Source organism: Neobacillus driksii (assembly GCF_013409995.1).
In the GTDB taxonomy this organism is placed as follows: Bacteria; Bacillota; Bacilli; order Bacillales; family Cytobacillaceae; genus Neobacillus; species Neobacillus driksii.
Window position 1 is genome coordinate 419,767 of sequence record NZ_JACCBX010000005.1, and the last position, 25,487, is coordinate 445,253.

Below are 25,487 nucleotides of genomic sequence, written 5' to 3' on the forward strand. Positions count from 1 at the left end.
ATTCCCTAATGATTTATCATTATTTAATCTACCGCGATTTCTACATTTTTAAATTGATTAAAGAACATATTATAATATCTGCCTTGCTGATCCATGAGTTCCCCATGATTTCCTTGTTCTACAATGTTCCCATTTTCAATCACCATAATGCTATCTGCGTCACGAATGGTGTTCAAACGATGGGCGATAATAAAGCTTGTCCTGCCCTCCATAAGAGATAGCAGTGCCTCTTGAATATGAAGCTCAGTACGGGTATCAATACTACTCGTGGCCTCATCTAAAATCAATACAGCTGGCTTTGCGAGAATTACCCTGGCGATGGCAATCAACTGGCGCTGCCCTTGACTTAAGTTTCCACCGTTTTCTGAGAGGATGGTCTCATACTGATTTGGCAGACGTTTAATAAAGGCATCTGCATTCGCCATCTTAGCCGCATTGATGACTTCCTCATCACTTGCACCAGGCTTTCCATACTTAATATTTTCCTTAATGGTTCCTGAAAAGAGGTAAGTATCCTGCAAAACAAAGCCGAAACAGCTTCTTAAGCTATCGCGGGTATATTCCCGAATATCACGGCCGTCTAACAAAATCCTGCCATCTGTCACATCATAAAACCTTGTTAGCAAGTTAACGATTGTCGTTTTTCCCGCCCCGGTTGGTCCAACTAGCGCCGTACTGCTGCCAATATTACTTTCAAAACTAACATTTTTTAAAATCGACACATCGCCGCGGTAGCCGAAGCTGACATTTTCAAACACAACATGTCCCTTTGGATTTTCCAGTACAACCGCATCCTGCACATCATCTGGTTCCTCCTGCTCGTCGAGTATTTCAAATACGCGCTCCGCACCAGCTACACCTGACTGCAGCATATTAAAAATTTGCGCCAGGTCATTCAGCGGCCGGACAAACTGACGAGAGTAGGTGATAAAGCTTGCAATCGCACCTACGGTAATCATATTTTCGACAGCCAAAAATCCCCCTGTTACCGCTACAATCGCAAAGCCTAAATTGTTAATGACGTTCATGATTGGCATAAGAAAGCCGGACCAAATTTGCGCCTTAAGGCCGACCTCACGCAGTTTCTGATTGACCTCTTCAAACTCTGAGATTACTTTTTCTTCATGATTAAAGGCCTTCACTACCTCAATGCCCGAAATCGTTTCCTCAATTTGTCCATTTAGTTTTCCCAGCTGGATTTGCTGATCTTTAAACAGGACACTTGTTCGTTTTGCAATCGTCTTCGTTAACAGAAACACAAGTGGAACCGTTACCAAGCTTGCCACTGTCAAAATCGGGCTGAGGATTAACATCATAATGAATGAACCGCTAATTACTATGACACCGGACATCAGCTGTGTTGTCGATTGCGAGATGGTGCTGCTGACATTATCAATATCGTTTGAAAGCCGGCTCATTAATTCTCCATGTGTCCGCTTGTCAAAAAAAGCAACTGGCAGTTTTTGCAGTTTTTTAAAAAGTGCATCACGCAATCGTTTGACAATTCGTTGCGAGACACCTGCCATCAGCCAGCCCTGGAGAAAAGTCAACACCGCGTCTAAGATAAATGCTGATATTAGAATAACGATCATGACTTCAAGAAAATTAAAATCTACTTGTTTTTTCAAGCTTATCGCATCGACAGCTTTTCCAATTAAAAATGGTGACAGCAAGGATAGTGCTGCACTAAAAAAAATGAATAAAAAAACAATACTGAGCATTCTTCTTTCATTGCCGAAATAATACCATAACCTCTTAATTGTTTCCTTAAAGTTCTTTGGTTTTACAATCGGCGCTCCCCGGCGATGGCCGGAAAAGCCGCCAGGTCTTCCCGGCATGGATAAGGGAGGTGGTGTGTTACTTGATTGATCTGCTGTTTTCGACATTTAGAGTGCCACCTCCTTACCGACTTGTGATTGATAGATTTCCTGATAAACTCTGCAGTCTCTTAATAATTGTTCGTGTTTTCCAATTCCAACGATTTCCCCGTGGTCCATGACCACGATTTTATCTGCATCGATAATTGAGGTGATCCGCTGTGCAATGAGGAGGCATGTCAGACCCTTTGCATATTTTTTTAAACCCTCTTTGATTCTAGCCTCTGTGGTGACATCAACCGCACTGGTACTATCATCCAAGATCAAAATTTCCGGATTTTTAATTAAAGCCCTAGCGATCGAAAGCCGTTGCTTTTGACCTCCAGAAAAGTTTACTCCGCCTTGTCCGATTCTAGTTTGATATCCTTCAGGAGAAGCACTAATAAAGTCATGCGCACCGGCAATCTCTGCCGCTTTTAAGATTTCTTCAGTTGAGGCGTCTTCTTTTCCCCATTTAATGTTTTCCTCGACACTTCCGGTAAAAAGAATCGTCTTTTGCGGGACAAAGGCAATCTTTTCTCGCAGTCTTTTAGGGTCAACGAGGTGTATATCCTCACCATCGACCTTGATACACCCAGCACTGATATCATAAAACCGGGGTATTAAGCCAACAAGAGTACTTTTTCCAGAGCCTGTCGAGCCAATAATTCCGACAGTCTCACCTGGTAAGATTGATAGATTAATATTTTTCAAAACGGGTTCCCCGCTTGTTCCTTCATAAGAAAAGGAAACATTGCTAAACTCAATTCTTCCTTTTTCAACTAGGGCAGAGTTCTGTCCCTCTTCCCAGGTCAAGTCAACCTCCTCGGAAAAAACCTCACCTATTCTGACGGCAGAAGTTTTTGCGCGGACAAACATATTAAAAACCATCGAGATCATCATTAATGAAAAAAGAATCTGCGTCATGTAGTTAATAAAAGCAATAATATGTCCAACCTGCACATTGCCATTCGTCACCCCGTAACCGCCAATCCAAAGGACAGCGACAATGCCAAGGTTCACCGTCAGCATAATCGCTGGGCTGAACACCGCCATTAACCTAGTTGCTGAAACCGATTGCTGTTTAAACTCTTCATTCGTCTTCTCAAACTTGTTGACTTCAACATCAAAGCGATTGAATGCTTTCACCACGCGGACACCCGATAAGTACTCGCGCATGACTCCGTTTACACGATCCAGTGCTTTTTGGACTTTTGAGAACATGGGGAACCCAAGTCTTAAATTTAGAATGATAAATAAGGCGACAATCGGGACCACTACAATCAATACAACCGATAAATGGAAGTTTAATCGTGTCGCCATGATTAAACCCCCGATGGCTAATAGCGGGGATTTTACAAAAATTCGCATTAAACCATTCGCAAAAACTTGTACCTGTGTTACATCGTTGGTCAGCCTCGTGATTAACGACGCGCGTTCAAAACGGTCGATATTTTTAAAGGATAGCGTTTGGATCTTCTTATATAAGTCCGACCGTAACTCCGACCCAAAGCTTTGGGAAACAATACTGGCTAATATACTTCGTGTTGAAGCTGCAATCGCACCAAAAAGTGTAATCAGCAGCATTAATCCGCCCATATTAAGTACATAACCTATATCCCTGCCCGCGACACCGACATCAATGATTTTCGCCATGATCGTTGGCATTAACAAATCACTTATCGCCTCAAAGGTTAAAAATAACACTGCTAAGCTAAAAGACTTCCAATATTTCTTTATGTATTTTGCTAAAAACCCCATTACCCTTCACCTCGAGGACCCTTTTCAAATTTATGGATAAAGCTATTATAGCAAAAAAAGTATGAGTTCTAGGATAAGAACTCATACTTTTAATTAATCTTCCAGCGGGCGAAATTCATGAACCCAAACGCGCATTTGCGGCAGCCATGGCATCCCAGGGTGGTAAGCAAGAATTGATTGCTTATACTCTTCAACCGTAGGGAAGCCCTCGCGGCGAGCGTCATCATCCGTCAACTCACCTAAGCTTTGTGAATAGACTCGTTCCACGACAAATTGACGTCCTTCAAGTGTCATGATTTCTCCTGGATCGGCATATCTTCCATTTCGGCGAGTTGCAGTCTTTTCTCCTGCAAGCACCTTTTTAACATCACTTTCCATTGTAACTAAACGTTCAATGGAGCATGTTTTTGGCGGTAGTGTAGTGTTTTCATTTTGGCTCATAGTGTTATCCTCCTTTATCCAATTGCGCTTTCACTATTTTAACACTATAACCATGTTATTAAAAACGTTTACACATTTAAATCTCTTTTTTTATAAAAGACAAAGGTCGCGACTGTAAGTGCAGCAATCAGGACGCCGGATAATAGGACAAAGATCGGCTCAAAACCGCCTCCGAACATCACACTTTTTGCCTCGAAATATTTAAACGGGGTAATGTATTTTAAGCCTTCAATGTCTTCATTCAAGTCAATGGCAACCGAAATCACATACGTAAGCAAAAGAACGCCGGTTGCTAAGGAAGCTGCCGATTTGGATTTCCTTTTACCCGCTGCAAGGGAGCTGCCAATTACCATGAATAACAGCTGCAAAATAAACATTCCCGCCATTGTCATTGCAATATCCTCGGTAACCACTTCACCATTGCTGTATTTCCTGACTAATGCAAGTGATGAAACAAAGGTAACCAAGTTCAAGATTAGGATATTTGAGAATGCTGCCAGCAATTTTGCGGTAATAATTCGATTTCTTGATACGGGCTTAACAAATAAAAACTCCGTTGTTTTGTCCCGCTCTTCTTTTGCAATGATCGTTGCGCCGAGCATGGCCGCATGAATGGTCGCCATTAATAACAAATAGATAAATAGTAACCCGTAATAACCGGTTGCCGTTGAAATATCAAATTCTCCTATTCCTAATACAGCAAGCATTGATTTGGGCATTCCCCCCAGCATTTCATTCATCGGCTGTCCAGAAGAAGAAAGACTCTCATATTTAAACATCCCTGACGCAACCATTAGGAATATCCCGATACTCCAAAATAGAAGCGATTTTCTATGTGACTTCATTTCTTTTAAAAAAATATTCATCTTATCATCACTTCTCCTTGTTAGACCGAGTGAATATCCTTTTTGGCATAGATATAGAAGCTAGCGCCAATCGCAATAATAATAACAACTGCTCCAGTTATTAAAAACGAAGCCTCATAACCAGATTTCTCTATGATATAAGCAGTATCAAAATATTTGAATGGAGACAGATACCGTTTTACTTCATCACCGGAAGTGCTACTAAACATTCCTAAAAAGTAGAAGGCAAAAACAGTTGCAAGCGACACCGTCAACACTGATTTTATTCTTTGAACAACGACAGAGATAATAATTCCTAATGCTAGAAAGATCAGTTGTACAAAAAATACAGTCAATGAAAGCAGGATAAAAATGCTAACCTTAAAGTCTACTGTTGCTACTTGGTATGCGAGCAGGGTCGCTGCTGCTAAATATATGATATTCGTTATGATAATTGAGATCAGTGCCGCCAATAATTTGTTTGTTAACACCGCGGTACGTGTAACCGGTTTTGTTAATAGAAAGTCAGCGGTTTTTTCCCTGACTTCTTTGCTGACAATACTCGTACCAAGGTTCATGGCCTGAATCGCACCGCAAAGCGTAACGAACGACAGCCCATAGCAATAGAAGCCAAGGATGGAGAAGAAATTATCAAGATTTATCCCGAAGGCTTCTCTTAGAGCAACCGGATACCCTTCAAGCAGCTTCCTAAATTCTTCTGTATCCTTTGTAAAAGAAGGAAAAAATGACATAAACAGCGCTACGACGGCAATTAATGATAGCGTCCAGATCATTGTAGACTTTCGATAAGCCCTTAATTCATGAAGTAGGATATTCATGGCTTTAGGCCTCCTTCTCGTAGTAGTGCATAAAAATCTCCTCAAGGTCTGGCTCTTCAATCCATAGATTTGTAATCTCTATTTCCGCAATTTTCCTCATGACTTCATTGATATTTCCTTTAAATAAAAAGCTCGTTAGGTTACCCTTTACTTCTAATTTATTTACACCAGGCAGGTTAAAGTAATAGGGGGCGAGGGTTTCTTTTGTTTCTACTTTGAACTTCTTATAGGTATTTTCTTTCAATGTACTAATCTTTTCTACGGTAACAATCTTTCCCTCTTTTATAATGGCAACCCGATTACAAAGTCGTTGAACCTCGGTTAGGATATGAGAGGAAAATAGAATGGTAGCACCTTTTCTATTCTCTTCCTCAAGCAGTTCAAAGAACTTCTGCTGCATAAGAGGGTCTAATCCACTCGTCGGTTCATCCAGAATAATCAACTTTGGCTCATGTAGCAGCCCTTGAACAATCCCAACCTTCTTTTTATTTCCCAGTGAAAGATCGTCAATTTTTTTGTTGAGATCTAAATCCATAATTTCCGCCAATTCTTTGATTCTCTTACTGCAATCCTTTTTATAAAAACTAGCCGAATAGTTTAATAGATCTTTGACCTTCATATTGTCGTAATAAAAAACTTCAGATGGCAAATAGCCAATTTCCTTCTTAATTTCAGGGGCAAATTGGACAGTATCCTTCCCAAAGATAGTCGCGCTTCCGCTGGTAGGATAAATGAGGGAGAGGAGTGTCCGAATGGTAGTCGATTTCCCCGCACCATTCGGTCCGATAAATCCAAAAATCTCACCTTCCTCGACAGAAAAGCTAATGTCGCTGATCCCTCTTGATTTGCCGTAAGTCTTTGTTAGATTCTTAATCTCAATCACATTCATCATCACTGCCCCCTTATTTGTAAAAGCATTTAATGAAAAGCTCAAAATATTCTTCTGCTTCCAGAAAAACTTTATCATAATCAATCTTGTGACCAGGGACCATTTTCGCTTTGTGGAGCTCCTCATCACTCATTTTTTCAAAGGTCCATGAAATGACTTTTAATATTTTTTGAACATCGACGTCATCCCTAAATTTCGAGAGATCGATTCCATCATAGATGATCCCTATATTTACCGCGTTAAGTTCCATTTTCTTTTTATCAAATTCGTCCTTTATTTCCGGTGAGTCTTGCATAAAGGCTTCTTGGATAAATGTTAAGATATCTGGGTATTGTTGCTGCAGGTCCATTTTGATGAGCACTGCCTGGCGAATTCTTTTAAAAAAGTCTCTTTCGGTTAAGTCAACCTTTTTATAAAATTCATCTGCCACCAGGTTGTAGCAATAATCAAATAGGAAGAAGAACAACTGCTTTTTATTTTTAAAATAATGAAAGAGCAGCCCCTTTGAAATGCCAGCCTCTTTCACCATTTCATTTGTTGATGCGTTATCATACCCCTTTTGGGCAAATTCCTTAATTGCTGCGTTGATGATTCGATCCTGTTTTTCCGAATCCAGGCTTAAAAACTTCGAAAACATGCTGTTTGGCCCCTTTCCATTTACCGTTGACCAGAGGAGTCAATCACAGTGTACTCCGATTGACTCCTCTGGTCAACGCTAGACAAGCTATATTTTTTACAAAATTATGAAGTTTATATATTTAAGGGGGAGGATGTGCTAGGATACATTTGGAGGTGAAAAATGAAAGAGCGTTCTGACTCACTTACATTAATGGGCTTAATTGCTGCCCAAAGCAGGCTGCCTGACAAACATCCAATGATTTCCGTGATTGCTTCCAAACAATCCATCCTTGAGGCTGGAATTGGCGGTGAGCAGCAGGTGGCAGATGTCCTTGGAAGGTATCGGTTTCCATTCAGAAATAACATTTTCCACGATTTATCACTTTCTTCCGACACTTACTTTCAAATTGACCACTTATTGAAAACACCCCATTACGGCGTCGTTTTAGAAACCAAAAACTTAGCAGGCAGTTTAGAATTCAGGGATAACCCGCCACAGCTTATTCAAAAGCGAGAAGACGGACAAATCAAATATTATGAAAGTCCCGTCGTTCAATTGGAGCGTAATATAGAACTCTTTTCCGCATGGTTATCCGAGCGGAATATTGATTTACCCCTATATGGCGCTATTGTATTAGCCTATCCGAAGCAACATGTGGACATTCCCCCTGCCGATACTAAGATACTATTCCCGAACCTGGTCCCTCCTTTTATCAAAAGCCTTCCACGAGAAGGAAAGGGACTGGATACTTCTACATTTAACTGGCTGTCATCTGAATTATTGAGGTGTCATCAAACCTACATTCCAAAACCTGTTTGTGAATCTTATCAAATTCCGGTTAGTGCTATTAAACCAGGGGTGAGGTGTGTATCTTGTGGGAACATTGGGATGAATAAAATACCAAGATCGTGGCACTGTCCAGTTTGTAAGGTGACCAATCATCTAGCTCATGAGCAGACTCTGAACGAGTGGTTTTTGGTGGTGAAGAGGACGATTACCAATCGGGAGTGCCGTGAGTTTTTGGGGGTGGATATCTATACAGCAAATCGAATTCTAAATAGCATGAATTTCATATGTAAAGGAACATTTAAAGACAGAGTCTATAAAATGGACTTCAGGTAAACTAAGTGATACTTGCTATCCGCAAGTATTTTCTGCTATCCGCAAGTATTTTCTGCCATCTGCAAGTATTTTCTGCTATCCGCAAGTATTTTCCGCTATCCGCAAGTATTTTCTGCTATCCGCAAGTATTTTCCGCTATCCGCAAGTATTTTCTGCCATCTGCAAGTATTTTCTGCTATCCGCAAGTATTTTCTGCTATCCGCAAGTATTTTCTGCCATCCGCAAGTATTTTCTGCCATCCGCAAGTATTTTCTGCTATCCGCAAGTATTCTCTGCTATCCGCAAGTATTTTCCGCTATCCGCAAGTATTTTCTGCCATCCGCAAGTATTCCATCACCAACCATCACTACGAAACCCATATTACCTATTTTAAGCAAAAGCAAAAGCAAAACCAAAACCACATCCCATTTCCTCCCACCCCCATGCACATGCTATTATTAAGTGGTAAAAAATTGAAAGGGGAGTGCTGCAAAAGTGAAAAACGAAATCATTGAGAGATTTACTTCCTATGTGAAGGTGGATACGCAGTCGAATGAGAGCAATGAGAGCTGTCCTTCTACACCTGGACAACTCACGTTGGCCAACATGCTGGTTGAGGAGTTAAAGTCGATTGGAATGCAAGAGGTGACAATCGATGAAAATGGGTATGTGATGGCAACCCTTCCTTCCAATACGAACAAGGATGTACCAACGATCGGGTTTTTGGCTCACGTCGATACTGCCACCGATTTCACAGGCAAGAACGTGAACCCACAAATCATTGAAAACTATGACGGGAATGATATCCCTCTTAACCCAAACGTCACCATGACAACGAAGGATTTCCCAAGCCTGCCAAGCTATAAAGGGCACACGCTGATAACTACGGACGGTACCACACTGCTGGGTGCCGATAACAAGGCGGGGATTGCTGAAATCATGACCGCAATGTCTTACCTCATTCAACATCCAGAAATTAAGCACGGTAAGGTTCGCGTTGCGTTCACGCCGGATGAAGAGATTGGCAGAGGTCCGCATAAGTTTGACGTTGCAGCATTCAACGCCAAATATGCTTACACTGTCGATGGTGGTCCGCTAGGGGAGTTGGAATACGAAAGCTTTAATGCTGCTGCAGCTAAAATCACAATCAAGGGCACTAATATTCATCCAGGCTCAGCAAAAGATAAAATGGTGAATTCAATGAAGATTGCCATGGAATTACATAGCCAGCTGCCAGCCCTGGAAGCACCTGAGCATACAGAAGGTTATGAAGGTTTCTTCCATCTGATTTCCTTCAACGGTGATGTCGAGCAAACGAAAATGTATTATATTATCCGTGATCACGACAAAGAAATCTTCGCAGCGAGAAAAAATAGAATCGAAAGCATTGTCGACATGCTCAACGATAGATACGGCAAAGATTCAATCCTACTGGAATTAAAAGATCAATATTACAATATGGGTGAAAAAATCAAACCGGTTATGGAAATCGTCGACATTGCCCAACAGGCCATGGAAAACCTTGAGATCAAACCGCTCATTAAACCAATACGCGGTGGTACGGATGGCTCACAGCTTTCTTATATGGGTCTGCCGACTCCAAATATTTTTACAGGCGGAGAGAACTTCCACGGCAAGTATGAATTTATTTCAGTCGATAATATGATTAAAGCAGTCAACACTGTCATTGAAATAGCAAAGCTTTTCGAACAAAAAGCATAAAATTAAGCCCAACTGCACAGTTGGGCTTTTACATTTGATAGCGATCCAAGATGGAGTAGAAATCTTTTAAAAAGTCATTGAAAAGCTTGACTGTAGGGAGCATTTTGCGTTCTCTTGGTATAATGACCCCAACCGTACGGCTCACTTCAGGCTCAATAATTGGTACCTTAACCGTTGAACGGGGGAACCCATCCACCAGCGTGATTTCCGGAATTAGTGTAATTCCGAGACCAGCTGAAACCAACCCTTTTATCGAGTCTATATCAACTCCCTCAAACGACACCTTCGGTTTGAAACCAAGCTGTTCACATGCTTGTACGATAATTTCCCTTAATATATATTCCTTTGGAAACAAGACAAAGGATTCTTCACGCAGTTGACTTAATTTTATCGCTGTCTGTTTGGCCAAAGGATGGCTAGAAGGTAAAAGTGTGACAATATTATCTGTAAATAATGTTGTCCCCACTATCTTCTTGTGTTTTGGAACAGGTCTGTTCAATGCCATATCGAACTCACCATTCATAACCCCCTTAATCAGTTCTTAATATGTGCCCTGTTTTAGTTAAAATTTCACTTGAGGGTGGTGTTCACGAAAGGCAGATATGGAGGTAGGAAGTGTATACCCAGCCAAGCTGCTTGGAAATCCTATACGAATTGTCCCTTTCATGGGGTCTAAGTATTCCTTAATTTCTCGTTGTGCCTCGTCAATTACCTTCATCGCGCTTGTTCCATATGCTCTAGAAACATCTGACCAATCATCGCAGTTTGACGTTTCGCCCCTCGCGGATGAATAAATTAACGCCGAGTTCTTTTTCGAGGTTAAAGATTTGCCTGCTTACAGCCGATTGTGCGACGTGCAGTGCGGTTGCAGCCTCGGTAACATGCTCGCGTTTCGCTACTTCCATAAAGTATTGAATCTGTCGTAATTCTAAAATGCTTACCTCGATTCATCTCATTATGAGATGAATGTTATCTATTATTAATATTGTTAAGATTATTATTTAATTATAGAATATTGGTTATTAATAATCTAATTATTTAAAAAAATAACTTCCCATTAAAGAGGTGGATAGCTTGAAAACAATTGAACAGTTAAAACATGATGCACAAGGCAAAGCACTTCAATATGTGGACGAAGTGTTTAATAAAGTTGTATGTAGAAATGCTTATGAATCTGAATTTCACCAAGCAGTTAAGGAAATCTTTGACTCCCTAATTCCTGTTTTTGCGAAACATCCGAAATACATGGAGCACAATATTCTTGAAAGAATCGTAGAGCCTGAAAGAGTCATTTACTTCCGTGTTCCTTGGGTCGATGATAAAGGGCAAGTTCAAGTAAACCGCGGCTTCCGTGTACAGTTTAACAGTGCAATCGGACCTTATAAAGGCGGATTACGCTTCCACCCATCCGTAAATGCCAGTATTATTAAATTCCTAGGTTTTGAGCAAATCTTTAAGAATTCATTAACTGGTCAGCCAATTGGCGGAGGTAAAGGTGGATCTGATTTTGATCCGAAAGGCAAATCAGATAATGAGATTATGCGCTTTACACAAAGCTTTATGTCTGAGCTTTACAGACATATTGGACCTGATGTCGACGTCCCAGCAGGTGATATTGGTGTTGGTGCACGTGAAATCGGTTATATGTTCGGACAGTATAAGAAAATCCGCGGTGCTTATGAAGCAGGCGTGTTAACTGGTAAAGGCCTTGGATACGGCGGTAGTTTAGGACGAACAGAAGCAACTGGTTACGGTACTGTTTACTTTGTAAACGAAATGCTTGCTGACAAAGGTTATAGCTTTGAAGGAAGCTCGGTTGTGGTTTCTGGTTCAGGAAATGTTTCGATTTATGCAATTGAAAAAGCAACGCAATTAGGTGCAAAAGTTGTTGCTTGCAGCGATTCTAATGGATATGTTTACGATCCATCCGGCATTAATCTTGAGACTGTTAAACGAATTAAAGAAGTAGAACGTAAGAGAATCAGCGAATATGTCCTAGCGCATCCTGAAGCTCAGTATTATGAGGGCTGTGCTGGTATTTGGTCCATTCCTTGTGATATTGCGTTACCATGTGCAACTCAAAATGAAATTGATGAGGAATCTGCAAAAATCCTCGTTTCTAATGGTGTAAAAGCTGTTGGAGAGGGTGCTAATATGCCATCTACTCTTGAAGCCGTTGAGGTATTCTTAGAAAATGATATTTTATTTGCCCCTGGAAAAGCAGCTAATGCTGGCGGTGTAGCTGTATCTGCGCTTGAAATGGCTCAGAATAGCCAAAGACTTTCTTGGACATTTGAAGAAGTCGATGCAAAATTGCACCAAATTATGATCAACATCTATCGTAACAGTATGAATGCTGCCGAAGAATATGGCTACCCAGGCAACCTTGTTGTCGGTGCCAATATTGCAGGATTCTTAAAAGTAGCGGACGCAATGATTGCACAAGGTGTAATCTAAATAGCAAGGGTGCCCCGAAAGCGGAGCACCCTTATTTTATGCCGTCTTTCTTAAGCCAATTCCTGCCCTCAACCATTCTTGAAACCATCATCCCCGCAACATTATCTCCGCTTGCATTCAGCATAGTTGCTGGCGGGTCGATCAGCATATTGCTCCAAAACACTCTAATTCCTTGTCCCTTACCTGCCATAAACGCATATATCGTAAACGCCACAAAGAAATACACAATTGAAGCCACATAATAGGTGATACCTGCTTTAATATAAGAGCCTAATAGAATCGGACCGTATTGACCAACTAAGGTTGCAAAATAAGCTCCTAGACCAATAGGTGCTAGATACATAGTTAAAGAAACAACCTTCATCATTACTTCTGAGCCTGAACTTAAAAAGCTCGTAAAAGGCTTTCCTCGTTCTCCAACTGATTGCGCTGCGAACCCAAACAGAATGGATATCACGATATGCACCAACATATTGCTTCTCGAAAACAATTCTACGAAGTCTGGTACCGTACAATTTGTGCAACCGGATTTAATTCCTCCGCAGCCTCTGGTTTTACTAGTTTTAAATTTACACCATCACCAGGATTTACAAACTTCACTATAAAGTACATATAAATCGCTGAAATAAGACCTGTAAAGAGGAAGGTTCCAAACATCCAGCCAAGAATTTTCCCTAATCTTTTTGCTCCATCCATAGTTGCAATAGAGGAGGAAATCGTAAAGAAAATAAGTGGAACAATGATCGTAAATAATAAATTTAAAAAGACATCACCGATTGGCTGGAGGATTACGGCGTCTTCCTCCATAACTAATCCGATCATAGCGCCAATGAGTATCGATAGTAATAAAATTATAGGAAAACGATAATTTTTCATTTTTTCCATAGGTACTTCTCCTTTTCCAGATAAATAAAAAAAGTGTTTGTTCACTAAATCACTTTCTATTATATGATTATAACTTTATAGCAGATAGGGAAATTTTAATATTCTACTTTAAATTTCAAATAGATTAAAAATAAGATCATCCTTTTCTATGTTATAATTAGCTTTACTTCATTTTTAAAAAGTAAAGGGGGAAAAAGGATGGAAATTGGTTTACTTTCCATACTTGGTTTAGGATTTGTTCTTGGTATCAAACACGCGATTGAGCCGGATCATGTTATTGCTGTATCCACCATCGCCAGTCAAAGTAAAAAGTTACTGCGTTCGTCTTTAGCTGGTGTGTTTTGGGGGATTGGTCACACTGCAACATTATTTATTATTGGAATCGTCCTTATTCTTATGAAGGGTGAGATTCCAGAAAAATGGGCGATGTCATTAGAATTTTTAGTAGGAATTATGCTTGTTTACCTTGGTATTACTACGATTCTTTCCTTTAGAAATATTCATTTACATAAGCATGAACATAATGGCGAGTTACATAAACATGTCCATTCCCATGACCATATCGGCACACATGAACATTCCCCTCAGTATAAAAAAGTTTCCTACCTAAAATCTATGCTAATTGGTTTGATTCATGGTCTTGCAGGAAGTGGTGCAATGATCGTTTTAACCATGAGTACAGTAAATAATGCATGGGAAGCAGCTGTTTATATCCTGATTTTTGGAACTGGAACTGTAATCGGGATGCTTTTCTTTACTACCTTAATTGGAATTCCGTTTGTATTTAGTGCGAAAAAATTCAGTTTAAATAGGGCCCTTACCCAGTTTACAGGTGTAATTAGTACTGTGTTTGGTATCTATTACATGTACAACTTAGGCATAACTGAAGGTTTATTTAAACTTTGGATCCAATAAAAAAATATGGACCCCTATGATGGGGTCCATATTTTTTACTTATTCATACTGGCTAAAAATCCACCCAACAAGTCATCTAAATCAGGCTCTTCCTCTACCTTTTCTTCTTGTATCAAAGGTTTGGCATTTTCCCAATCAAACTCATCTAAATCATCATCCATATCTGATAAATCAATAGAAGCAGCAATTTCCTCAACCGCACTATTGTTATCTGGATAGGAGCTGATTTCAGGTTTCTCAGGAAATACTTCTTCTTGCAGGTATAGAGCTTCATCAATATCGATTGATTTGCTATTTAAACTTGCGAGGAGAGTGGTAGAACGAACCGGATCAGATATTAATTGATAGATAATACTGCCCAATAATGCCTCTGAATGCTCGTGCTTCAACCAGTCCCGCTGTGCCTTTGTGAGCTTTTTCGGAAGCGGAACAGTAATGATCTCGCGCTCTCTTGCATTGACGTTACCGACACCTTCCATCACAAACTCAGCGATTTTGCTTGAAAAATTTCTTCTTTCGGTATCCTTTAATTTTTGCAGTTGCTTAATTAAATGGTCAGGTGTGTCAGAAGGGACACGGAAGGAAATAGCCTGTCCCCGTTGAATTTCAGTTGAACCAGCCTTCTTCATATCATCACCCTATTAATTGGTAACAGGTTTTTTCGTTTGCGTTTGTTCAACTTTTTGTTTCTCTGCTTTTCTCGCATAATCCATAATGAGCTTGTAATAGGCATTTGCCATCATCCAAATACTCTCTTTTTCATCTTCAAAGAAGTCAATATTAAAGCCATCAAGATTATTATTTAATGTTTTAAGATAATCCTTTAATACGGTTGCACCGCCGCCAACAAAGTAGCAAATTTCTGTTTGGGAGTTCTTTGACCAAACATTTCGCAATAAACGGTATTGTTTCTTTGCCAAATCTAGCAGGATACGGTCTGTTATATCGTGAACACTAGTACGGCTTCCTTTAACCATGATATGATTTCGGTCGTTTTTCTTCGTGATGATTTCAACAACATCACGGCGGCTATCTAGTTCCACACCATGCTTTGTTCTAATTTCTTCACGGATTGCTTCCAATGATTCTGAAACCCCAAGATTAAAGCCTTGTGCTTTATCATCATCGACATTTCGATTTTTAATAACGGCGATATCCGTTGATAATCCTCCGATATCTTGAATCAAGATACGCTTATCAATTAAGTCCTTATTAATAATTTTTGAGTTATTATCCATAACAAGGTTAATGTAAGCCGCAAAGCCTTCAGGGTATACTTTTATTTCATCAAACTTAATGTTTACTTTTAATCCTTGATATTTAGGTGTAACTAGAAACTCAACTTGGTGAACGGAACCGATTAACTTTGAACGGTAGCCTGCGTCCTTTCCTTCCTTAACTTCACGAAGAGGGAGGCCCGTTCCAAGTGTGTAGTTCGCATCAATGACGTTTTTCGTTTGACGGAAATTATTCTTATTCCCTTCTTTTACCGCGTCTAATGCTAATGTAGTAAAAAGTAGAACTAACGTTTGGTCTTCCTCAGACTTGCTGCTGCCAGGATCTAGTTCTGTTCCATTAGGACTTTTTGTTGCGAGATTACCAACACGGTAAATAGCATTATTATCCTTCAAAGCAGGGGAGTGGACTCTGACATGAATGCCATCAAGAGGATTTTTGTCATCTAATTCCTCAATTCCAATTACAGGGCGGTCCTCAGTATCTCTGGCAATAATATTTGGGATATTAAGTTCATATTCCATTTCTCCAAAAATCGCCTTAATCGAATCATTTCCAACATCAACGGCTGCAATTCTACTATTATTCAAAATTGTCATCCTTTCATTCTATTAATTAAGATGTTAATAAAGATATGTATCTAACTTCTCTAGTATAAGAGTATAGGAGATTGATAGATTCTTCAATCAGGAAGTTTAAAAGAAATGAAAGTGTAAAATTGTAAACATTACGTAATCGTTGTATACACTTTTCGTGTACAACGATTACAAACCTGTATACATAGCGTCATATCAACATGTGTACTAATTTGTATACGTGTAAACATTTTTGTAAACACAATGTAAACAAGATCGTAAACATGTGTACAATTCACGTAAACAGGTAAACACTTTTTGTAAACAAAAATAGACCCTCAATCTAGAGAGTCTATTCCTGCTCCGTACGTTTTTTACCAGCCTCTGTTACAGCAAAGGTTCGAACCATTTTCTTAATTTTATCAGTGCTCCGGAACCTTAATGCAGACCAGTCATCGTCAATAGCGATCTGTCTTACTGGTTCATAACCTTCTTCAGAGAGCATATACATGACTGATTCACGACTGCAATCTGATCCTTTATAGACTTTCGATGACTTCTTAGGATAACAAAGCCACAGTAAACCAACTCCAATCACCTATGCCACCGCGTTTTTTGCATGTGATTGAAGTTCTTGATTACTTGTTCCAAACACTTGCACAAATTCATACTTCTCAAGCTCAGCCTGTTGATGGATCTCCCCTTCGAAGGCTGCCTTAACATCATTATAAGACGGTGGTGCATTGATAACTAATACTGGCCATCCTTGATCCTTAAAATTTAGCTTTTTTAACACAGATGCTGCTTCTTTCATTGATAAACCTTCCTCTCTATCTATATACCCTATACCTTAGCATAGCCGTTTTATCAGAGCATTATAATAGTATCTAGAAACATCCTATAACTTCAGTCTATTAATCAAAAACTTTTATCACAAAAAAATGCTAGTAATTAGGAATTTCGCCTCCCTAAATATATAACAAAATAAGGTCTTTTATCCCTCTTATATATCTGACAATTCTGATATATTATAATTCTCAAATAATTTTAGGAGTGACGCTCATGTTAAAAGTACTATCAAAAACCGGTCTAACTCTAGCATTAGCTGGAAGTATTGTTGCAGCAGGCTTTCAACCTACTGAAGCTCCATCCGCAACAAACGGTACATACAATCTAAGTCCAGCTGATTTTGTTGGAGCTGCTCCAGAATTGGCAGCAAAGGCTAAAGAACTAGGTGTCGACTTATCAAAGGTTGACCCTGCTCAAAAGGCTAATATAGGGACCAAATTCCAGGAGCCTGGCGGCAACCACGTAACCAATAAGCCTGCTACAGGAGATGTACCTGTTTTAGTAATCCTGGCAAAATATAAGGATGGCGATGAGCCTGTTGGTGACCTAAAAGGACAGGTTCCTGCTCATTACTATGAAGACTTAATTTTTGGTACAGAATATAATCCATATGGTTATGAAGCATTCAAACAATATGCTGAATATAACGGAGTTAAGGCTCCAACAGATCGCACCATGCAAAATGCCTATAAAGAATCTAGTAATGGCAGAGTTAATTTAGTTCGCAAGGAAAACACTGAATTTGTATGGGTAGAACTTCCTAAAGGGGCTTCATATTATTTAGACCAAAAAGGAACTTATGCTGAGAATGGTAAATACGTACTAGGTAACGTAAACGGAGATGCTCATACTGGTGAATTCGTCCGTGATCTATTAAAAGCTGCAGACGCACAAGTAGATTTCTCAAAGTATGCTGAAAACGGCGAAGTTCCAAACGTTTTCGTTATTCACGAAGGAACAGGAGCTGAGTGGAGCCAAGACCCTGCACAATTCTGGTCCCACAAATGGAGTCTATTAAGTGCATTATACTATGGTAAATACTATGAAACTGGTAAACCTGCAGATGTTCATTCTGGTATGAGTCAAAGTGCTTGGATCAATAAAACCGTAAAAGAAGATATGACATATGATGGTGTTATCGTTGACAACTATAACATTCAGCCAGCTATTGGTGGAAACGTAGCAGGGTTCAATTTAACAACTGGAGGCTATGATGAAGCTTCTAAAACAGGTCCATATCCTGCACAAGCTGGGGTATATGCTCATGAATTTGGCCATGCTTTAGGTTTACCAGATTTCTATGATACTGTATATACTTCTGAAGGTGTTGGAAACTACTCAATGATGGCAGGCGGTTCATGGATGCGTTATCCAGACAATAACGCCTACTCTGGTAACTCACCTACTCACTTTGATCCATTCTCAAAAGTTTTCCTAGGATGGGCAGAGCCAAAAGAAGTTAAACCAACAGATGGAGTCAAAGAAATTACCTTACCACCTATTAATAAAGCCAGTGCTACAAATGGAATCGTAAAAATGGAGGTTCCAGGTTCTAACGGAACAGAGTATTTCTTATTCGAAAACGTACAGCAAGATGGATTTAATAAAGGCTTAATTCGCCAAGGTACAGATTCTCACGGATTATTAGCATGGCATGTCGATGAAAACATCTTAAACTTATATCAAACTGCCGGCTTCCGTCCTAACAACGTTGAAAACTGGATGAACAAACGATTCCAGTTTAATCAGTCACAAACAGCAAGTGACGGCACTGTTGTTACCCATTATGGTTTATCCCTACTTCAGGCCGATGGAAAATATGAATTAGAAAAGAACCTAAACCGCGGTAATGCTGGAGACTTCTTTAAGACAGGTGCAAAGATTACTCCAACCTCTTCTAATGTTCATACTGGTTCCTACTACTTCTGGAAAGGCTATAGCGCTACTCCAGCAGACTCTGGAATTCATGTAACTGATATTAAAGAAAATGCTGACGGTTCTATCACTGCTAAGTTCTACTATAGCTTTAATGAAGCTACGCAAAAGTAATATTTTACAAAGACCTGAGTTCAACTGGACTCAGGTTTTTTCCTTTTCTTATAGATGAACACCCCTTTATTTTAACTTTTTTGTAAAATACTCCAACTATTCCTCGAAGGCTGTTGTCGTTTTTGGTAATATTACTTCTATTTTTGTAAGTAGTTATTTTAATATTTACAATATTCAATCAAAATTATATCATCATATTACACTACTATATTCTTAGGGACTCGAACCATTTTAAGATTAGTAGATTCTTTTCTAATAAGGAGGGATTTGTACATAGTAGTAACTGTATTAAAAGGGGTAAAAACAAATAAAGGGAGGTTCTATATGAAGAAGAGAAAAATACTATCCACTGCACTTACACTATCACTCGGTCTAGGATTGTTTAATGTGGCAGCAACCCCACTAAATGTAAAAGCAGTAGAAAAAGGTAGTAAATTTGGGGTAACAGCAGATTTAGCACTTGCAAATGATGAGAGATTAATAGAAATGCTGAAACGTGAGGGAAAAATAGCAAAAAATGCTAGCCCTGCAGAGGCGGAAAAGGCATTAAAAGTCTATTTAAAAGCAAAGAGCCAATCAACTAAGACAAAAGATAAATTACCAAAGGCTATTGCAAATATAAAAGAAGATAACAATTCCATATCAAATGGTCTTAAGAATGGAAATGGAAATAAATTAGGACAAGCAAAGAAGGACACTGTAGCTCCCGTACAAAAAGAAAACTATAACGGTGAAGTTCGTACAGATAAAGTTCTAGTTCTGGCAATAGACTTTCCTGATTATCGGACAGGCTCCATCACTAAAGAAGAAACAGACATGTGGTATGAAGATTATCCAAAATCACACTTCCAGGATATGGTCTTTGGGGATAATGGCTATAAAGGTCCAGATGGAAAAACTTATGTTTCTATGAAGCAATACTATGAGCAGCAATCTGGCGGCAGTTACTCGGTTGAAGGTGAAATCGCAGGCTGGTACACTGCAGATCACCCAGCAAAATATTACGGTGAAAACGTTCCTGCTCCTGACGGTAATGATGCAGCAGCAAGAACACTAGTTTATGAAGCTCTTAAAAAAGCAGCAAAAGATCCTAATGTGGATTTAAGTGAATATGATGCTTGGGATCGTGATGATTATGATGGAGACGGTGTATATGCTGAGCCAGACGGTTTAATTGACCACTTAATGGTTATCCATGCAGGTGTAGGAGAAGAAGCAGGAGGAGGAAGCCTAGGTGGCGATGCCATTTGGTCACACAGATCTAAACTTTCGACAGGACCTGTTGCAGTACCTGGTGGATCATCTAACAGTGACCGTTTTGGCGGCCTTTTAGGTGCATGGGATTATACAATCGAGCCTGAAGATGGTGCTGCGGGTGTCTTTACACATGAATTTGGACATGACTTAGGTCTTCCAGATGAATATGATACCATTTACAGTGGGGCTGGAGAACCTGTAGAGTACTGGTCATTGATGTCAAGCGGAAGCTGGACAGGTGCTATTCCTGGTACAGAGCCACCTGGAATTAGCCCGTATTCAAGACAAATGCTTCAGGATCTACATGGAGGCAACTGGTTAAGTGGAACAACACTTAATTCAACTGAAATCGATAAGAATGGTACAACTTTTCTTCTTGACGAAGCTGTAACAAAGGGCACAAATAACGACGCAGTTCGAGTTGATTTACCTGATAAGGAAACTGTGGTTAATACCCCTGCCAGTGGAAAAAATGAATATTACGGCGGCAAAGGTGATGAACTAGACAATTCGATGTCGACTACTGTCGATCTTACCAATGCTACAAACGCAGTTCTAAACTTCAAAGCGTGGTACGATATTGAAACGGATTGGGATTATGCTTCTGTTCAAGTTAAGGAAGCTGGAAGTAATACCTGGACAGCTATTAAAGGAAACATCACCACAGATACTAATCCCAACAAGCAAAATCCTGGTAACGGTATTACTGGCTCATCCAATGGGTGGGTTGACGCTTCTTTCGACCTTTCTGCCTATACGGGTAAAAATATTGAATTAAGGCTTAATTACTGGACAGATGTAGCTGTTTCCTTAACCGGCTTCTATGTTGATGACATTTCCATTACTGTTGACGGCAGCAAAGTTTTAACTGACGATGCCGAAGGTTCGTCTAGTTTTAAATTGGACGGGTTTAAAACAGATCAAGGAAAGTTTTTCTCAAACCGTTACTATTTATTAGAATGGAGAACTCACAACGGAGTTGATATTGGATTAAAGAATATCCGCCGCGGTGCAAGCTTGATGTCTTATGATAAAGGCCTCGTAGTATGGTATGTAGATGAGTCCTATGGGGACGACAACTGGACTGGTATTCACCCTGGTGAAGGATTCTTAGGGGTAGTCGATGCAGACCAGCATACAAATTACTGGAGTGATAAAGCGGTAGGTTCTACTCGATACCAAATGCATGACGCAGCATTTGGATTAAGTAAAACAGAGAAAATGTTCTTAAATTACCCAGGTCAATTTACAATGACTGACAACTTTACTCAACGTAACCCACTATTCGATGATAGTGCAAACTACTCCAATCCGGGTCTTGTTGACGCAGGACGTAATGTCCCAAAATACGGTTTAAAATTCCGTGTCGTTGGTGAAAGCTCCGATGGTACTGTTGGTAAAGTATTAATCTTTAAATAAAATTAAATATCTACTTTTGGTGACTCCGGTGCTTGCCGGAGTCACTTTTATAATAAAAAAACCGAATAACGACTATTTTAAGTCATTATCCGGTCTTAATTCTTACTTCTTCTTTCCAGTTTTCTCTTTCAAATGTACTTCATAAGAAAAATCAACTGGATTTTTATCATCGGCAGGAGCCGCGTAAGATGTAATCATATAGTTCTTTCCATCTTTGAATAACTGTCTTAGAGTTAGTGCATCCTCTTCTGTAACATTGAATGGATCTACTGTGATTACCTTGTAATTCGTTTTTGCACCCTTTTTATTACCAACTTCCTTCTCGTTTATAAATGTTACAGTGTAGTTTACATATTGACCAGCTAGTTCTTGGAACGATTTGAAGCTGTCTGTAGAGCTTCCATCGTTGCTATAACCGATTTCTGGAATTGCAATATCATCTACATACCATCCAGCTTGAGTTGTACCCCAGTCAGTTAAGTAACGGAATGAAACTAATACTTTTTGACCTGCATATTGACTTAAATCAAAGCTTTCTTCCTGCCAGTTGTCATATGTTCCTGTAAATCCAGGTACGTTATCTTTAATTTTTGGATAGCCTTCTTCAACAACATCACTGCGTGTATTTTCATTTTCTAAGCTATTCCAAGTCTCTCCACCATCAGTTGAAACTTGAACCATTCCGAAATCCCATTGCTCTTCGATATCAATTAAGTTATCAAACTTCAATGTTGCACTTTTAACACCAGTAAGATCGGCTTCGAAGATTAAAGCATTATCAGCTTCGTCTCCCTGTCCACCCCATAATACTTTATTTGCAGCATTTTTAGGATCTGTCACAGATGTCCATGGAGTTCCTAAGAAATCCACACCATCAAAAGAAATACTTCTAATTTTATCTTGGAAATCTAACTCTTTAAAGTCACCACCCCAAGCTGGTACCCCTTCTTTTTCAAATGTAACAGCTTTTTCAAAGTCAACAGTCTTGCCACGCTTTGCACCTGTTGTAGCATTTACAACTACATCACGAAGGTCAATACTGTCAAAATTATAGATTCCATTACCAACTCGATCAGTATCTAGTGTTAAGGCAGTAATAAAGTTTTGATAAAGTTGCGTAAAGTCAAGGCTAGAACCATGTGCCTTTAATACATCGTTTACACTGTTCATCCCTTGTGTTTCACTTAGCGCTAAGTCACGAATAAACTCTCGACCAAATTTGTCATTCATATATAAGGTAAATAGGTAAACTTGACCATAATCTGCAATTGTTTCTGGACCAGTTTTTGCTCCTTGGTGTTCATCCCAATTCACTAGTGAGTTCTCAGGATGATCTAAGTAAAAGTTAATAGAGCTGTCGTCATGTCCATATCCACCAAGATATTCAGAGAAAGTAGACATACCCTCATTTAACCAAGTTTCTTCCGCACCATCATTGTCAGCATGAATTAAATGTTGTAACTCATGAATGGTTGTACCGAAGAAGGTAGACTCTAAACGAGTTTCCCAGCTGTTTGTATCGATTGTAATGATATTTCTATCAATATAGTTTTCTAGTGTTTGCCAGAAGAAACCAGCAACAAAGAATGGATAAGCAGGGTTGTTATAGTTATCATCCTGAATATTATCTACTAACATGATAACCTTGTCGCTTCCCTCATAATATCCCACAGGAACATTTTTACCTGCCAATGGAGATTTTGACCCATCATGAACATCCGGTGTTCCAAAGAACGCTGTCGCTTTCGGGTAAATATTATTATCAAATTCATCACGTAGTTTATCTACTTGTGCTTGTGTTACCACATGAGCTGGGCGCGGATCACCCGGTTTAAATGAGAGGTCATTAGCCACCCAGATTTCAACATTTTCTCCCACACTACGTAATGTAAATGGTTTGAATTTTAACCCTCTATTTAAGAATTGTTTGGTTCCCCCATCATATGTAAAACTGCTAGTTGATGCAGCACTTTCTGATGATTGATTTTCATTAAAATTAATCTTCGCAGCTTGCTCAGCAATCTTCGCTTCTGCCTGCTTTAAGTATGAAGAATCTTTACTTAGTAGATTTAGTTGACCATCAATATCCACTCGATCCCCATAACGCTCTACATCCCATTTTGCCGTTGTAGAAGTAGCAGCTTCTGCTTTTGAATGATTAGCTGATAACGGAGCAAAAAGTGATAGCGCTAATGCACCAGTTGCTAGAATTGATAATAACTTTTTCTTTTTCAACTTCTGGTTCCTCCCTTTTATCTCTATATGTTTTCGAAATAATAGTAACATAATGAATTTTTGGAATATATGGTTAATTAGATACAAACGCCTATTCCTAAAGTTCCAATTTTTGTATGATTCTTCATGTTCCAATTTCCCTAAAAAACGTGATATTTATATCATTATTTCTCCTACAAAAGGACCAAACCTTAATATTGATATTATTTCCCGGAAATAACTCATAGTTTACTTTTTAGCAGTACACCCTAAGAAAAAGTATGTAAACAGGAGGAAGAAATGTGAATGTAGATGATATTATCATTGCAAGGGAGAAGATGAAGGGGGCTGTCCATAGCACGCCTTTAGACTACTCCAAGACATTTAGTCGGCTTTCTCATAATGAAGTATATTTAAAGCTTGAAAACCTCCAAAAGACTGGGTCCTTTAAAGTGAGAGGTTCTTATAATAAACTGATTTCACTGTCAAAGGAAGAGCTGCAAAAGGGGGTAGTAGCTGCTTCAGCAGGCAACCATGCACAAGGAGTTGCGTATTCAAGTCAAATGCTTGGCGTAGACTGTACGATTGTAATGCCAAAGGGTGCACCCCTTAGTAAGGTATTAGCTACGAAACAGTATGGAGCACAGGTACTCCAAGAAGGAGGTACATTCGATGATGCCCTTGCATATGCTTTGGAACTAAAAGAGGAAAGGGACGCCACCTTTATTCATGCTTTTGATGATGAAGCGATTATTGCCGGACAAGGAACAGTTGGATTAGAGATACTCGACCAACTCCAAGACGTAGAGGCAATTATTTGCCCTGTAGGAGGCGGCGGGCTAATTGCGGGAGTTGCACTAGCTGTAAAAGAGAAAAACCCCCATATAGCCGTATATGGAGTCCAGGCGCTTGCCTGCCCAAGCATGAAAACATCTTTAAAGGAAAAGAAACCAGTAATGGTTGACTCCACTCCGACAATGGCAGATGGGATCGCTGTTAAAAAGCCGGGACAGAGAACATTTGAAATCATTCAAAAATATGTAGATGATATTTATTGTGTCGATGAGATGGAAATTGCTAGAACGATGCTTATGCTATTAGAAAGAAACAAACTGCTAGTGGAAGGATCTGGAGCATGTTCACTATCATCACTTTTATATGAGAAAGTAAACTTGAAAGAAAAGAAAGTAGTTGCCATATTAAGCGGAGGCAATGTTGATATGAATTTTATTTCAAGAATCATCGAACGCGGTTTAGTCGAGTCGGGGCGCTTTGCTACATTTACCATCACCCTAAAGGATAAACCTGGTGAACTTCAAAAGACTTTGAGCTCTCTTACCGAATTAGATGCGAACATCCAATCCGTTAATCTCAATCGAATGGGTAAAAATATATATCCTGGATATGCTGGTCTGGAAATATCGGTAGAAACAAAAAACAACGAACATATCGATATGCTTTATAAAGTCCTAAAAGAAAGTAATGCTAGTGTAGAGGTGGCCTATTTTTAGCCATAAGAAAAGAGTGTTGATTCGTCAACACTCTTTTTTAACTACTG

The 25,487-nt window shown here is 39.5% G+C and carries 22 protein-coding genes and 1 pseudogene; 8 read left to right on the forward strand and 15 right to left on the reverse strand.

The features are described 5' to 3' along the window. Positions 1 to 23: 23 nt before the first annotated feature. The 7 genes from F4694_RS13950 to F4694_RS13980 form a co-directional block, all read right to left on the reverse strand. Positions 24 to 1,886 carry an ABC transporter ATP-binding protein gene (locus tag F4694_RS13950; RefSeq protein WP_179598855.1) on the reverse strand — a complete coding sequence of 621 codons (1,863 nt, stop codon included), beginning with the start codon at positions 1,884 to 1,886 and terminating at the stop codon, positions 24 to 26. Beyond that, positions 1,887 to 3,617: an ABC transporter ATP-binding protein gene (locus F4694_RS13955; RefSeq protein ID WP_179598857.1), complete on the reverse strand. Its 1,731-nt coding sequence runs from the start codon at positions 3,615 to 3,617 to the stop codon at positions 1,887 to 1,889. A gap of 93 nt (positions 3,618 to 3,710) precedes the next feature. Beyond that, entirely contained in the window at positions 3,711 to 4,058 is a 348-nt protein-coding gene (locus tag F4694_RS13960) for an ASCH domain-containing protein (RefSeq protein WP_179598859.1), read from the reverse strand. Between the two features lie 68 nt (positions 4,059 to 4,126). Continuing rightward, a complete protein-coding gene (locus F4694_RS13965; RefSeq protein ID WP_179598861.1) occupies positions 4,127 to 4,924 on the reverse strand; it encodes an ABC transporter permease subunit in 798 nt (265 codons plus the stop codon). 20 nt (positions 4,925 to 4,944) lie between these two features. Next, positions 4,945 to 5,742 (reverse strand): ABC transporter permease subunit, encoded by a 798-nt coding sequence (locus F4694_RS13970; protein WP_179598863.1) that lies wholly within the window; start codon positions 5,740 to 5,742, stop codon positions 4,945 to 4,947. Between the two features lie 4 nt (positions 5,743 to 5,746). Continuing rightward, entirely contained in the window at positions 5,747 to 6,631 is an 885-nt protein-coding gene (locus F4694_RS13975) for an ABC transporter ATP-binding protein (RefSeq protein ID WP_179599068.1), read from the reverse strand. Positions 6,632 to 6,644: 13 nt separating this feature from the next. After that, positions 6,645 to 7,268 (reverse strand): TetR/AcrR family transcriptional regulator, encoded by a 624-nt coding sequence (locus tag F4694_RS13980; protein ID WP_179598865.1) that lies wholly within the window; start codon positions 7,266 to 7,268, stop codon positions 6,645 to 6,647. A 162-nt stretch (positions 7,269 to 7,430) separates the two neighbouring features. On the opposite strand from F4694_RS13980, the gene F4694_RS13985 reads away from it, so the two are divergent. The 3 genes from F4694_RS13985 to pepT are packed head-to-tail and all read left to right on the forward strand — an operon-like array spanning position 7,431 to position 10,073. Beyond that, the gene (locus F4694_RS13985) at positions 7,431 to 8,372 is read left to right on the forward strand and encodes a nuclease-related domain-containing protein (RefSeq protein ID WP_257029235.1); all 942 of its coding nucleotides are present in this window, start codon (positions 7,431 to 7,433) and stop codon (positions 8,370 to 8,372) included. A gap of 5 nt (positions 8,373 to 8,377) precedes the next feature. Beyond that, a complete protein-coding gene (locus tag F4694_RS13990; protein ID WP_179598867.1) occupies positions 8,378 to 8,866 on the forward strand; it encodes a hypothetical protein in 489 nt (162 codons plus the stop codon). Continuing rightward, positions 8,847 to 10,073 (forward strand): peptidase T, encoded by a 1,227-nt coding sequence (gene pepT / locus F4694_RS13995; protein ID WP_179598868.1) that lies wholly within the window; start codon positions 8,847 to 8,849, stop codon positions 10,071 to 10,073. The genes F4694_RS13990 and pepT overlap by 20 nt, the downstream gene beginning before the upstream one ends. 28 nt (positions 10,074 to 10,101) lie before the next feature. Here pepT and F4694_RS14000 read toward each other — a convergent pair. After that, positions 10,102 to 10,978: pseudogene (locus F4694_RS14000) on the reverse strand (LysR family transcriptional regulator). 169 nt (positions 10,979 to 11,147) lie between these two features. On the opposite strand from F4694_RS14000, the gene gdhA reads away from it, so the two are divergent. Next, complete coding sequence (gene gdhA, locus F4694_RS14005; RefSeq protein WP_218895651.1) at positions 11,148 to 12,530, forward strand: NADP-specific glutamate dehydrogenase; 1,383 nt, start codon at positions 11,148 to 11,150, stop codon at positions 12,528 to 12,530. Between the two features lie 31 nt (positions 12,531 to 12,561). Here gdhA and F4694_RS32185 read toward each other — a convergent pair whose 3' ends face one another. Then, positions 12,562 to 13,020, reverse strand: coding sequence for a dicarboxylate/amino acid:cation symporter (locus tag F4694_RS32185; RefSeq protein ID WP_257029236.1), 459 nt, complete (start codon positions 13,018 to 13,020; stop codon positions 12,562 to 12,564). Between the two features lie 2 nt (positions 13,021 to 13,022). Next, the gene (locus F4694_RS32190) at positions 13,023 to 13,415 is read right to left on the reverse strand and encodes a dicarboxylate/amino acid:cation symporter (protein ID WP_257029237.1); all 393 of its coding nucleotides are present in this window, start codon (positions 13,413 to 13,415) and stop codon (positions 13,023 to 13,025) included. Positions 13,416 to 13,613: 198 nt separating this feature from the next. Here F4694_RS32190 and F4694_RS14015 point away from each other — a divergent pair, with 198 nt between their 5' ends. Further along, positions 13,614 to 14,330, forward strand: coding sequence for an urease accessory protein UreH domain-containing protein (locus F4694_RS14015; protein ID WP_179598870.1), 717 nt, complete (start codon positions 13,614 to 13,616; stop codon positions 14,328 to 14,330). 35 nt (positions 14,331 to 14,365) lie between these two features. Here F4694_RS14015 and F4694_RS14020 read toward each other — a convergent pair whose 3' ends face one another. The 4 genes from F4694_RS14020 to F4694_RS32675 form a co-directional block, all read right to left on the reverse strand. Next, positions 14,366 to 14,959 carry a hypothetical protein gene (locus F4694_RS14020; protein WP_179598872.1) on the reverse strand — a complete coding sequence of 198 codons (594 nt, stop codon included), beginning with the start codon at positions 14,957 to 14,959 and terminating at the stop codon, positions 14,366 to 14,368. 12 nt (positions 14,960 to 14,971) lie between these two features. Beyond that, positions 14,972 to 16,156 (reverse strand): ParM/StbA family protein, encoded by a 1,185-nt coding sequence (locus F4694_RS14025; RefSeq protein ID WP_179598874.1) that lies wholly within the window; start codon positions 16,154 to 16,156, stop codon positions 14,972 to 14,974. A 337-nt stretch (positions 16,157 to 16,493) separates the two neighbouring features. Beyond that, the gene (locus tag F4694_RS32670) at positions 16,494 to 16,739 is read right to left on the reverse strand and encodes a hypothetical protein (protein WP_306458470.1); all 246 of its coding nucleotides are present in this window, start codon (positions 16,737 to 16,739) and stop codon (positions 16,494 to 16,496) included. Further along, positions 16,740 to 16,955 carry a hypothetical protein gene (locus F4694_RS32675; RefSeq protein WP_306458471.1) on the reverse strand — a complete coding sequence of 72 codons (216 nt, stop codon included), beginning with the start codon at positions 16,953 to 16,955 and terminating at the stop codon, positions 16,740 to 16,742. It lies immediately after the preceding gene. 248 nt (positions 16,956 to 17,203) lie between these two features. Between F4694_RS32675 and F4694_RS14035 the strand changes: the two genes are divergently transcribed. Both F4694_RS14035 and F4694_RS14040 read left to right on the forward strand, forming a co-directional pair. Beyond that, positions 17,204 to 19,039 carry a M6 family metalloprotease domain-containing protein gene (locus F4694_RS14035; RefSeq protein WP_179598876.1) on the forward strand — a complete coding sequence of 612 codons (1,836 nt, stop codon included), beginning with the start codon at positions 17,204 to 17,206 and terminating at the stop codon, positions 19,037 to 19,039. 324 nt (positions 19,040 to 19,363) lie between these two features. Continuing rightward, a complete protein-coding gene (locus F4694_RS14040) occupies positions 19,364 to 21,715 on the forward strand; it encodes an immune inhibitor A domain-containing protein (protein WP_179598878.1) in 2,352 nt (783 codons plus the stop codon). A 102-nt stretch (positions 21,716 to 21,817) separates the two neighbouring features. Here the strand turns inward: F4694_RS14040 and F4694_RS14045 are convergent, their stop codons facing one another. Next, entirely contained in the window at positions 21,818 to 23,950 is a 2,133-nt protein-coding gene (locus F4694_RS14045; RefSeq protein WP_179598879.1) for an immune inhibitor A domain-containing protein, read from the reverse strand. Between the two features lie 317 nt (positions 23,951 to 24,267). Here F4694_RS14045 and ilvA point away from each other — a divergent pair, with 317 nt between their 5' ends. Further along, positions 24,268 to 25,440: a threonine ammonia-lyase gene (gene ilvA / locus F4694_RS14050; protein ID WP_179599074.1), complete on the forward strand. Its 1,173-nt coding sequence runs from the start codon at positions 24,268 to 24,270 to the stop codon at positions 25,438 to 25,440. Positions 25,441 to 25,487: the final 47 nt, after the last annotated feature.